This is a genomic window from Acinetobacter sp. C13 (assembly GCF_016809775.1).
Taxonomy (GTDB): Bacteria; Pseudomonadota; Gammaproteobacteria; order Pseudomonadales; family Moraxellaceae; genus Acinetobacter; species Acinetobacter pittii.
In genome coordinates this window covers 657,985-670,541 of record NZ_JAFBJL010000001.1, presented here as the reverse complement: position 1 = coordinate 670,541, position 12,557 = coordinate 657,985, and the positions used below count along the sequence as shown (strand labels likewise).

General features: G+C 40.1%; 10 protein-coding genes. 3 read left to right on the top strand and 7 right to left on the bottom strand.

Annotated elements, in window-relative coordinates; translation table 11 throughout:
- The first annotated feature begins 168 nt into the window (after positions 1-168).
- Positions 169-978 (top strand): enoyl-CoA hydratase, encoded by an 810-nt coding sequence (locus JGE69_RS03305; RefSeq protein ID WP_199112279.1) that lies wholly within the window; start codon positions 169-171, stop codon positions 976-978.
- A 65-nt stretch (positions 979-1,043) separates the two neighbouring features.
- On the opposite strand, the gene JGE69_RS03300 is transcribed toward JGE69_RS03305, so the two are convergent.
- Together JGE69_RS03300 and JGE69_RS03295 are read right to left on the bottom strand one after the other, a co-directional pair.
- A complete protein-coding gene (locus tag JGE69_RS03300; protein ID WP_000996083.1) occupies positions 1,044-1,889 on the bottom strand; it encodes an IclR family transcriptional regulator in 846 nt (281 codons plus the stop codon).
- A 186-nt stretch (positions 1,890-2,075) separates the two neighbouring features.
- Positions 2,076-3,293 carry a CaiB/BaiF CoA transferase family protein gene (locus JGE69_RS03295; RefSeq protein ID WP_199112277.1) on the bottom strand — a complete coding sequence of 406 codons (1,218 nt, stop codon included), beginning with the start codon at positions 3,291-3,293 and terminating at the stop codon, positions 2,076-2,078.
- 331 nt (positions 3,294-3,624) lie between these two features.
- Here JGE69_RS03295 and JGE69_RS03290 point away from each other — a divergent pair, with 331 nt between their 5' ends.
- Positions 3,625-4,776: an acyl-CoA dehydrogenase family protein gene (locus JGE69_RS03290; RefSeq protein ID WP_199112275.1), complete on the top strand. Its 1,152-nt coding sequence runs from the start codon at positions 3,625-3,627 to the stop codon at positions 4,774-4,776.
- A 61-nt stretch (positions 4,777-4,837) separates the two neighbouring features.
- Positions 4,838-6,088, top strand: coding sequence for an MFS transporter (locus JGE69_RS03285; RefSeq protein WP_199112273.1), 1,251 nt, complete (start codon positions 4,838-4,840; stop codon positions 6,086-6,088).
- A gap of 225 nt (positions 6,089-6,313) precedes the next feature.
- Here the strand turns inward: JGE69_RS03285 and phnX are convergent, their stop codons facing one another.
- The 5 genes from phnX to JGE69_RS03260 all read right to left on the bottom strand — a co-directional run bounded on the left by phnX (position 6,314) and on the right by JGE69_RS03260 (position 12,541).
- Positions 6,314-7,129: a phosphonoacetaldehyde hydrolase gene (gene phnX / locus JGE69_RS03280; RefSeq protein ID WP_199112271.1), complete on the bottom strand. Its 816-nt coding sequence runs from the start codon at positions 7,127-7,129 to the stop codon at positions 6,314-6,316.
- A 36-nt stretch (positions 7,130-7,165) separates the two neighbouring features.
- Entirely contained in the window at positions 7,166-8,353 is a 1,188-nt protein-coding gene (gene phnW / locus JGE69_RS03275; RefSeq protein ID WP_199113215.1) for a 2-aminoethylphosphonate--pyruvate transaminase, read from the bottom strand.
- 26 nt (positions 8,354-8,379) lie between these two features.
- Positions 8,380-9,534: a TIGR03364 family FAD-dependent oxidoreductase gene (locus tag JGE69_RS03270; protein WP_199112269.1), complete on the bottom strand. Its 1,155-nt coding sequence runs from the start codon at positions 9,532-9,534 to the stop codon at positions 8,380-8,382.
- Between the two features lie 101 nt (positions 9,535-9,635).
- A complete protein-coding gene (locus JGE69_RS03265; RefSeq protein WP_199112268.1) occupies positions 9,636-11,345 on the bottom strand; it encodes a putative 2-aminoethylphosphonate ABC transporter permease subunit in 1,710 nt (569 codons plus the stop codon).
- Positions 11,339-12,541 (bottom strand): ABC transporter ATP-binding protein, encoded by a 1,203-nt coding sequence (locus JGE69_RS03260; protein WP_199112267.1) that lies wholly within the window; start codon positions 12,539-12,541, stop codon positions 11,339-11,341. Before JGE69_RS03260 ends, JGE69_RS03265 begins: the two co-directional genes overlap by 7 nt.
- Positions 12,542-12,557 lie beyond the last annotated feature (16 nt).

Genomic DNA, 12,557 nt, shown 5'->3' with positions numbered 1-12,557 from the left:
GATGCTTATTTACGCATAAATCCTATCAGTATTTAAAGTAATTTAAGTTAAAAATTTCACAATACAAAATTTTATACCACAATATAAAACAAAATAATTGATAACGGAATTATTTTTCGATAGCATCAGTTTAAATTTTAGACGGAAAATTATTTAAAGGAATGAATGATGCAGCAGAACAACAAAACCCAAAGCGAGCTTAAAACAGGCACAATTCATAAGTATTTTGATAGAAATATACTAACGCTCACCATGAGTAATGCCACTAAAAAGAATGCAATTAATTATGAAATGTATGCAGCTTTAAGTCAGGCATTAGATCAAGCTGCAACCAATCAAGACATTCATGTGGTTGTGCTTACTGGTGAAGACTCCGCATTTACCAGCGGCAATGATGTAAACGCATTTGAAAAACGAGATACCACCACTTCAGAACCACCCGCTTCGATTGTTTTCTTAAAAAGCTTGGCAACTTTTCCAAAACCGATTATTGCTAAAGTAAATGGTGTGGCAATTGGCATTGGCAGCACTATGCTTCTACATTGCGACCTTGTGTATGCAAACCAAAATTCTATTTTTCAGTTTCCCTTTGTGAATTTGGGGCTTGTACCTGAAGCGGGTTCAAGTTACATCTTGCCAAGATTATTGGGCTTTGCTCGAGCTTCAGAAATTATTTTACTCGGTGAAAAGTTTTCGGCGGAACAAGCAAAAAATTATGGTCTAGTAAATGAAATATTTGAGGCAACTGAGCTGGATCAAGTGGTTGAAGATGTGGCAATTAAACTTGCTCACAAACCAAGCCAAGCCTTACAGCTCAGTAAAAAGTTACTAAGAGATATGCCAATTGATGATCTACTCAATCGTATTGACCATGAGTCGACTATTTTCTCGCATTGTTTACAAGGTTCCGAGTTTAAAGAAGCATTAAGTGCTTTCAAAGAAAAACGGAAACCGAACTTTCACAACCAAACAGCCTAAAGCTTACCCACTAAAAAGCCAGCTTTGAAGATCACAGCTGGCTCTTATAAATAAATCAAATAGGTTTAGCTAATCTCGGTACGAATATTATTCACCATATGTAAAAGACGCGGTGCAATATCTTCTTCGAGTTTTTCACGGTTCATAATAAAGCTTGGACCACCACAGTTAAACACCAATAAACCATGTTGTTCATGAATGAGTGGAACCGCAACCGAATTGACATCTTTATGCCATTCGCCAATTGAAAAACAATAACCAAAATCTTGGTAGTCTTTAAAGGCTTTGTCTAGATCACGGTTAATTTTGATCCAGTCTTCTTTGTGCTTGTTACGAATCGCATTAAGCAAGAACTCTCTTTCATCTTCAGGCATGGCAGCTAAACATGCACGTCCCATCGAACTTAAATGAATCGGTAAATACGTTCCGACTTGACGGCGCATGGTCATATTGCCTTTGCCTTGCACCACGTCAAGATAAATCATATTCAGACGATCGCGTGTTGCCATGGCTACAGCAGCACCAGCATAGTCTGCCAAATTTTTCATATATGGATGAGCAATAGAGCGAATCGATACGTTAGATAACATGGAATAACCAAAAGCAAGAACTCCTACTGAAAGCTGAAATTTGCTTGAGTTAGGTACTTGTTTGATATAGCCCAAACGCGACAAGGTATGTGTGAGGCGAGTAATGGTTGGTTTTGGCAAACCTGTCATCTGAGCAAGCTCTTGATTGCCCAAATGCTGATGTTTAGGCGTAAAACAACGTAATAGCTCTAAACCACGTGCTAATGCAGTAATAAATTGGCGATCATTTTCATCCTGCATGTCTTCAATCGGATGTAATAATTCATGCCTTAAAGGCGCTAATAATTTTTCTGTCTGTTCTGCATCAACTGCATCGTTCATTGTCATACCAATCCATATTTTGTTTCGCACTGCGAAAATTATAATCTATTTTTTCTATAAATAGCAAAAGAGCAAACATCCTAGTCTACATTTTAAAGATAACTTCATTTAACTTATTAAAGCGAAAGATTAAAAATTTTATTTTCTGATTTTAAATATAATTTTAATCTTCTGCTTCTAAGCCAACTACCCAATTACGCCCTTTTCTTTAAGCTCTGCTAGTTTTTCTGAAGAAACCATTCGCCCCAAAACGGCCTGCGTATGTTCACCCAACAGCGGAGGTGCTGTTTTGTACTCAACTGGCGTTCTAGAAAGTTTGATTGGTGACCCAATTACCTTCAATTTTTCACGTTGAGGATGGTTCATCTCGACTAACATTTCTCGGACAATCACTTGAGGCTCTTGAAAAGCTTGTTCCAAGTTATTGATCACACCTACGGGAACTTTAGCCGCATAGATTGCATCTACCCATTCATCTGCTGTTTTAGTTAAAAAGTGAGTTTGTAAAATTCCGATAATTTCATCACGATGCTTAATTCGGTCTGCATTTCGGGCAAAACGCGGATCATTTGGTAAATCGGGTAAACCAATACTACGACAGAGTTGAATAAACTGAGTGTCATTTCCGCATGCAATAATGAAATCACGGTCAGAAGCTTTGAATACTTGATAAGGCACAATATTGGCGTGTGCATTGCCATAACGTTTAGGGATATTACCCGATGAAAGATAGTTCATTCCCTGATTTGCCATTGTGGCAATTTGAACATCAAGCAAAGCCATATCAATGTATTGGCCTAAACCCGTCACATGACGGTTGAGTAAAGCAGCCTGTATGGCAATCGTAGAGTAAAGACCAGTGGCTAAATCGGAAAATGCAACCCCTACTTTTTGTGGTCCACCACCAGGCAAATCATCACGCTCACCAGTGACCGACATGAGCCCGCCCATACCCTGAATAATAAAGTCGTAACCGGGTTCCTCTGCTCTTGGACCAGTTTGACCAAAGCCTGTAATTGAGCAATACACCAGTTTAGGATTAATCGCAGATAAAGACTCGTAGTCTAAACCGTATTTTTTTAAAGACCCTGCTTTGTAGTTTTCAATCACGACATCGGTGTCTTGAATGAGGGCTTTAATCAATTCTTGGCCATCAGGACTGGCAATATCGATGGCAACCGATAGTTTATTGCGGTTGGTCGACTGATAATAAGCAGCTTCTTGAGTGTCTTGGCCTGAGTCATCTTTCATCCAAGGTGGTCCCCAAGAACGGGTATCGTCACCGACTTTTGGTCGTTCAATCTTGATTACTTCTGCGCCTAAATCGGCAAGAATCTGTCCACACCAAGGCCCAGCCAATACCCGACTTAAGTCAAGCACCCGAATTCCATTTAAAGCACCCATCTTCATCCCACTATATTTTGTGATTCATTTCCTATAGGAAAACTTATCCATTTAAAATTTCGCATAGCGATATATATTTTTAATATACACAGCTCTTTTTAAAAATCAAACTTTAATTTTCCACTAAAAATAATGATTTTTTATAAGAAAATATAGCTTAAATAAATCAATAAATTAGCTAAACATAAATCAACAATAAAGTATCGCATTGCGAAATTAATTTTCAAAATATATTGTTTTGCATTCATCCTTTGATTACTATCGCTTCAAATATTGGTGATTTTACGAACATCCCATTGATGTTTTCTGCATGTAGTAAAAGGACGAGACTATGATTCGAGATCAGGAAACCTTAAATCAACTTGTTGATATGATTCGACAATTTGTTGAAGGTGTATTAATTCCTCATGAGAATGAAGTCGCTGAAACGGATGAAATTCCTCAAGATATTCTTGAGCAAATGAAAGCTCTCGGCTTATTCGGTTTAACCATTCCTGAAGAGTACGAAGGTCTTGGACTAACAATGGAAGAAGAGGTCTACGTGGCTTTTGAATTGGGTCGTACCTCTCCTGCTTTTCGCTCTCTGATTGGAACCAATAATGGCATTGGCTCAAGTGGCCTGATTATTGATGGGACCGAAGCACAAAAATCATTTTTCTTGCCACGTTTAGCACGTGGTGAAGTGATTAGTTCTTTTTGCTTAACCGAACCAGATGCGGGTTCTGATGCCGCCTCTTTAAAAACCAGCGCAGTAAAAGACGGTGACTTTTATATTTTAAATGGCACCAAACGCTTTATTACCAATGCTCCTCACGCTGGTGTATTTACAGTGATGGCACGTACAAACCCTGATATTAAAGGCGCTGGTGGCATTTCTGCTTTTATTGTCGATAGCCAAACTCCGGGCATTTTTCTTGGCAAACGCGATAAAAAAATGGGACAAAAAGGTGCCCATACCTGTGACGTTATTTTTGAAAATTGTCGCATCCCTGCTTCAGCGCTCATTGGTGGTGTTGAAGGTGTCGGTTTTAAAACGGCCATGAAAGTGCTGGATAAAGGCCGTTTGCATATTGCGGCCTTGAGTGTCGGCGCAGCAACACGAATGCTAGATGATTCTTTAATTTACGCCATCGAACGCAAGCAATTTGGACAACCGATTGCTGAATTCCAGCTCATTCAAGCCATGCTTGCCGACTCAAAAGCTGAAATTTATGCAGCTAAATGTATGGTCTTAGACGCTGCACGCCTACGCGATGCAGGACAAAACGTTAGCACTGAAGCCTCATGCGCAAAAATGTTTGCAACCGAAATGTGTGGCCGCGTTGCGGATCGCTGCGTACAAATTCACGGCGGTGCGGGTTACATCAGTGAATATGCCATTGAACGTTTTTATCGAGATGTTCGTTTGTTCCGTCTCTATGAAGGGACTACTCAAATTCAACAAGTGATTATTGCCCGAAACATGATTCGCGCTGCGTCTTAATCAAATTTTAAGCGCTTCAAAACGACTTGAAGTGCTTTTTATCAAATGTAGGTAATGGATTATGGCTACAAATTACAAAGAAGGTCTTTCTCGTATACAGCCTCATACGTGGAAAATAGCTTTTACTTTTGCTTTTCTAGCACTGTTGGTAGATGGTGCAGATTTGATGATGCTGTCTTATAGCTTAAATAGTATTAAAGCAGATTTTGGATTAAGTTCAGTACAAGCAGGTATGCTTGGCAGTTTCACATTGGCAGGCATGGCTGTTGGTGGAATTTTGGGGGGATGGGCGTGCGATAAATTTGGTCGTGTGCGCATTGTGGTTATTTCTATTTTAACTTTCTCGCTCCTCACCTGTGGCTTAGGTTTCACCCAAAGCTTTCTTCAGTTTGGTATTTTAAGATTTTTTGCATCACTGGGTTTAGGTTCACTTTATATCGCCTGTAATACCCTCATGGCCGAATATGTCCCAACCCGTTATCGCACCACAGTACTGGGCACTTTACAAGCAGGTTGGACGGTTGGCTATATTGTTGCGACTTTGCTTGCAGGTTGGATTATTCCTGATTATGGCTGGCGCATGCTGTTTTATGTTGCGATTATTCCGGTCATTATTGCTGTCCTTATGCATATTCTTGTACCAGAACCAGAAGCATGGCAAAAGTCTCGACTACAACAACCTGTTTTGGCTCAAAATGCATCGAAAACTTCAGCATTTAAGCTTATTTTCCAAGATAAACGAAACCGCAATATGTTTATCTTATGGGCATTAACAGCGGGCTTTTTACAGTTTGGCTACTATGGTGTAAACAACTGGATGCCGTCATACCTTGAAAGTGAATTGGGTATGAAATTTAAGGAAATGACTGCCTATATGGTAGGTACATATACCGCCATGATTTTGGGTAAAGTTCTTGCGGGCATGATGGCCGATAAATTAGGACGTCGTTTTACCTATGCCTTTGGTGCAATCGGCACTGCTATTTTCCTACCTCTGATTGTTTTTTATAACTCGCCAAGCAACATTCTATATTTACTGGTGACCTTTGGTTTCCTCTACGGCATCCCGTATGGCGTAAATGCAACCTACATGACTGAAAGCTTTGCGACCGCTATTCGCGGTACAGCCATTGGCGGTGCTTATAACGTTGGACGTTTAGGTGCTGCTTTAGCCCCTGCAACTATTGGTTTCTTAGCCTCTGGCGGGTCAATTGGTTTAGGTTTTGTCGTGATGGGTGCTGCCTACCTGATTTGTGGCGTGATACCAGCCCTATTTATTAAAGAAAAATTATATGACCCTCAAAAGTCGTAAAAGATCCATCACAAAAAATCCTATAGGTCCTGTGTCTATAGGATTGATGGTACTAACGATCTAAACATGTGTTTTAAATGGTTAGCAGGAAATAAGGAATTTACCTCTTAAAGTTACTCCTTATTTCCACATATGTAGAGTGTATCTACTCTTCATTTTAATTTTTTAGGTAAGCTTAGCTCCCGAGGGAGCTAAGCTTAAAAAAGATATAGACCTAAACTTTGTTTAAGGTCGTTCACCCTGCCCCAAACGGCGTTCAATATCATCTAAAACATTTGGCAAATCAGCAACACTATCAATCACATAGTGCGCGCCAGACGCATTCATTTTTTGGTATGCCTTATCTTTTAGAATAATCTGTTCATCGGCCGATAGCGAACTCCACTCTTCATAGCTTAAACCGACTTCATTACCACTAATCGCAAGTCCGACTGTCCAGCACCCTGCGTTTAAACCTTCGTCAATACCCACCACGGTATCATCTACTTTTACAACGGTTTTGATGTCAGATACGTCGAGTTGAATTAAGTTTTTCCATAGCATTTCAGGATATGGACGGCCAAATTTCACGTCACTTGCCGTAACGATACAGTCCGGTCGATAACCCTGATCGGCAGCATCTTTGACCAAACGACCAATCATCATGGATGCATAACCCGTGTTACTGCCGATTTTTGCACCACGCTTTTTAATATTCTCAAACGTTTCTAATGCACCCGGAATTAAAGCAGAACATGTTGGAATCGATTTTAATTGATAAGGAATAAAATCTTTATATAACCGATCAATATCTGCTTCAGTTGCAGGCTTCCCATATACTTCCTGCCATGCAGTCGCTACACGCGGCATTTTTAAAACTGCTGCAATATGGTCACGTTTTTCTAAACCCATTGGCGCACGCGCCTCTTCAACCGTAATTTCAACTTTATTGTCTTTAAACAAAGCCATAAAAGCTAAAATTGGTGCACGTGAGCCAAAATCTACAGTTGTACCAGCCCAGTCAAAAACCACAGCCTGAATTTGTGTATTGTTGGTCGTCATGAAGTATTCCCTTTAATTCAAATGTTTTAATAAAAGTTATGCTGTTACAGCTTGGTTTAGGTGGTTTTCACAGTAGTTCGCAATCGCAGCAAGAAGCCCTTCAATGTCATGAATATAAACTTCGCCAATATTGCCAATACGGAAGCAGTTAAGGTCAGTGACTTTGCCCGGATAAATTACGTAGCCTGATTTTTTCAGCGTTTCATAAAATGACTGGAAGCTAAATGACTTGGCTGTTGGGTAAAGAAAAGTGGTAATGATGGGTGATTGTGGGCACTCTTCACCGAGTACCAACTCAAAGCCCAGTTGTTGCATACCTTGCGATAAGGTTTGTTGGTTTTGTAAATAACGTTGATAACGTGCAGCAACTCCGCCTTCTGCCTCAAGCTCAAGTAAGGCTTGATAAAAAGCACGTACCACATGGGTTGGCGAGGTAAAACGCCATTTACCGTTATACTGCTCCATTGTATTCCACTGGTCATACAAATCGAGACTTACCGAACGAGCTAAACCTTTACATGCTTCTAGGCAATCACGCTTTGCCAAAATAAAACCAAAGCCCGGAACACCTTGAATACATTTATTTGCACTTGAAATTAGAAAATCAATTTCAAGCTCAGCAATATCCATGGGCACACCACCGAATGAACTCATGGCATCCACAATCCAGATTTTTCCTGCTGCTTTAACTAAACGGCCTATCTCTTGAATTGGATTTAAAATACCTGTGGTGGTTTCACAGTGCACACAAGCAACATGGCTAATAGTTTTATCTTCTAAAACACGCTCAATTTCTTGTAAATCTGGTGTTTGGGTTTCTAAATAATTCAGTTCTACAACTTCAATATTTAGGCAACGCGCCATTTGCACCATACGTGCACCGTATGCACCGTTATTAATAATTAAGATTTTGCCATCACGCGGAATAGCTGAACCAAGCACAGACTCCACTGCAAAACTACCACTGCCTTGCATTAACACAGCCGTATATTTTTCAGGTTGACTGGTTGCCAAGTTGACTAGACGAGAGCGGATATCTTGTACCAGCGAATTATATTCTTGGTCCCAAGTACACCAGTCTTTTTGCATGGCACGGCGTACTGTTGCCGATGTTGATAATGGTCCTGGTGTGAGAAGCAAATACTTGTTCTCTAAATCCATATCGAGTTGGGGTTGCATGTTCATAATGGTACTCATTTCTTTCACGTTCATTTCAATATACATCAATCTGGTTTAAACCAGATGACAAACTAGTAAATATTTTCTTCTAATACTTCTTTCATAAACCCAGCCCCTGTGGTCATGCCTTTGCCAGCAATTGCACTTACCAGAAAGATGTTTTTTTCGGCTTCAGTGACACAGGCCAACTCATCTTCATGAGTCAGGTAATAACCATTCCAACGTTTTTGAATTGGAGGTAAAGTCAGCCCTAATTTTTCATAGCAGTAAGCTTGAATAAATTCATTAATCTCTTCACGCTGCTCGAACTGAGGCGCTTCATTAATCGAATGATATTCGTGGCTATCACCTACGATCAGTTCGCCAAATTCGTTTTGTTTAATCAGAATATGAATACCGAATTCTTTAATGAAACCTTGTTGTGATGCTTTAACCAACTCCGCATGACTTGGGCAAATTTCAAAAGCCGGATAACGTGAAATAGATAAGCCTGAATAAAGAGAAGCATTTAATTTTTGGTGAAACCATTGAGTCAGCGCCATTTGTAAGCCACAGCGTTTCAAATTCAAGCTTTGTAAGAGATCTGGATATAAAACATCGATGATTTCACCGTGGCAGATCAAAACTTTATTTGCCCGATATACCTCGCCACTTGCCAAGCGAACCTGACAAATTTCATGTTGATATTGGGTTTGAACGACACAAGCATTGGTATAAATCTCTACACCGTTTCTTTCGGCATATGCCAATAGGTGCTGCCCAATCACATGCGGTTCGACCGAATAATCTTCTTCAAAAACCAAACCACCTTGAAAATGCTGCGAAGGATTTAAATAAGAAAATTGGGTGACCAGCTCATCATGACTTCGTAAATGCACAGGTATTTGATAATTATTTGCACGCTCGGCAAACTCATTTAAAACCTGCCATTCAAGTGCCGTATTTGCCAGATACACACCTTGTCTTTGCTCAAATGAAATATTGGTTTCAGCCTGAATGCGTTGATAAAAAGAACGCGTTTCAAGAGCGTATTTTCGCCACTGTTGCTCTGGATGGGTTAATGTCGATGTTCCGACCATGCCAAAATTACGGCGAGTTGCTCCCACAGGTTTGGCATTTTTCTCGAAGATACAAACTTTTAAGCCTTGTTCTTGCGCTTGTATGGCAGCGGACAAACCTAAAATACCGGCGCCGACAACAATTAAATCAAACTGTGCGTTATTCATAAGACTTCCAATTTGCGAAATTTAGGATGAATAAACCCTTGCCTTGTTGAACAAAGCATTTCGTTTTAGTCGGTTAAATAAAAATTGTGTTTAGCTAAAACTTAGTGAGCGCTTTCACGCCATTGCTGACTTCTTGCCATAATTTTTCGGGTAAATAACCAGTGAATGAGTTTTACAACACATGAGGTGGTTAAAATGAGAATGCTCATGGCAACAGCAGCAACCGTGTCTCCCGCATCATCCATATTTAAAACGGCTACCGCAGCTAAACTGGTGTCTGGTGAATAAAGGAAAATCGCAGCCGACACAGTCGTCATGGCATTCACAAAAACATAGACCGATACATCGCATAGCGCTGGAAAACACATAGGCAAATACACTTTCCAAAAGGTTTTCCACTTTGATGTTCCTAGAGTTTGTGCTGCCTGATCAAGCTGTAGCGGAATCTGTTTAATGGCATTGGTTAAAGTGAGATGTGGCACGGTGTAATAATGCACGATGGTTGAAATCACCAAAATGGTCATGGTTCCATACAGCACATTTAACGGGTTGCTTTGCTGGTTAAAAAACAAAATATAAGCAATACCTAGAACCAACCCTGGCACAGCGAGTGGCAGTAGAACCAAAGCTTGCACATAGTTTTTAATGAGTGGATGTGTCTTAAAACGTTCGGTTAATAGTGCCACCATAAAAATCAGTGCTGTTCCAAAAACCGTACTAAAGAGTGCCATGCGAACCGAGTTGAAGTACGCTGCCCAACCACCACCATCGACATATTCAAAACTGTAATGTGCTAAGGTCAAAGACAAATCATAAGGCCAAGACTGAATAAATGATGCGAGCACAGCCGTAAAGATAATCAGTAAAATCGTAGCTGAAACCAAGCTACAAAATATGCTCAGAACGACTTCAAGTTTTTTATTCGATGCTGAAACATAAGGTTTAGCCTGAAAGGCTTGAAACCGTGCATGCCGCTTGCTTTGTATACGGTCGAAAATGAACACAAAAACTGCTGGTAGCAATAACAAGATGGAAATGACCGCACCCATGCTCATGTTTTGCTGACCAATAATCTGTTTATAGACATCAAGCGCCATCATATTAAATGAACCGCCAATGACTTTCGGAATCCCAAAATCGGTCAGCACATAAATAAAAGCCACCAGACTTGCGCTGATGAGTCCATACCGAATTGCAGGTAATGTGACGTGATAATGCGTCTTCCAGATATTTTTGCCGAGCGACAAAGATGCCTCAATTAAACGCTGATCGACACTGCGAAAAGACACCATCATCAACATCAAAATTGCTGGAAATAGCCAAAAGCAATAACTGATTAAAATACCGATTGGACCATAAATTTGTATATCGCCCAGTAAAGGTTTAAACACACCTTGCTTACCAAACAAATAAACCAATGCCAAAGAAGGCAAAAGTGATGGCGCTAAAATGGGTAAAAAAGCGACCAGTTTAAAGAAGCCTTTGCCTTTTATATTCACATTGGTGAGTGCAAAAGCATAAATACTGGCAAGCAATACTGTAATGACAGTAGCAGCACAAGCAACCCACACCGAGTTAAATATAGAGCTGAGTAAAGCTGGACTTGCAAAATAATTATAAAAATTTTCAAGGCCAACAAAATTTTGATTTTCATCAAAAAATGCGGTTTCAAACAGCATCATTAAAGGAGCAATAATTGCTAAAGTCAAAGCGATTGCGACGGCAGCTAAAGCAATATTTGCTCTTAATGAATATTCAGTTTTTCGACGCGGCTGTGTTTTTAAAACCGCTGAAGCAGCTTCATTTAACATAGTGCGTACCCTTGTTCGTCAAAGACATGAATGAGCTGATTAGGCACTTTTATAAACATCAGTTCTTGCAAAGTTTTGAACTTGGTATTTTCAATTTCAATTTGCAAAAGGTGTTTGGACTGCTCAATTCCATCGATATAAATAGCGCAAAATAAACGGCGTTTTGCGCCTAAAAATTCAGTGCTTAATACTTTAACTGGCAAATACAACGACTCTTTATCACTGCCAAAAGCATCAACCAACTCGACAGCTTTCGGTCTGAAACCAATGCTGTAGTTTTGCCCTGCTTTAAGTTTATGCTGTTCCAAATTTAGAGGAATAAAACCCAAAACCTCGAGCTGATTAACTACCGAACAAGTAGCTACCAAAAAGTTCATGGTACCAATAAACTTTGCAACGAATTGGGTTTGTGGCTTGTAATAAATATTGTGCGGTGTATCAATTTGCTCAATGACACCATGATTCATGACTACAACACGGTCAGAAATGCTTAATGCTTCTTCTTGATCGTGTGTGACCATAATGGTTGGCAAATTAAGCTGCGATTGAATCGAACGGATCTTTTGTCTTAGCTTTAGACGTACCTGAGCATCGAGTGCAGACAATGGCTCATCCAACAGTAAAATATCAGGCTTCGGTGCAATTGCCCGAGCAAGCGCAACACGTTGCTGCTGCCCACCCGACAATTGATTTGGATATTTTTTAGCAATATCGGGTAATTCAATCAGTTCTAATAATTGCTGAACTCGTTGACTACGCTGTGCCTTATCCCATTTCTTTTTGTCTAAGCCAAACGCAATATTTTCTTCAACGTTTAAGTTTGGAAATAACGCATAGTTCTGAAACACAATGCCACAGTGACGCTTTTCAGCACTCAACAACGTAATGTCTGCGCCCTTTTTTATAACCTTTCCATAATCAGGTTTTTCTAGACCCGCAATTATGCGTAGCAATGTGGTTTTACCGCATCCAGAAGGTCCCAAAAAGCTCACGAACTCGCCAGCTTTCAGGTCTAAATTAATATGCGTTAGGACCTGAAAGTGTTGGAACTTTTTTTGAATATCCACCACTTCTAAAACCAAAGGGCCATGTTCAGGATATTTATAGGTCGTTAATGTCGACAATAAATGCCCTGCTAACTCGGCCTTTTGGTTTTGACCTAGCAGCGATGACTGCAATGACGAAGGAATTTGCATAATAAGGCCCTTATCC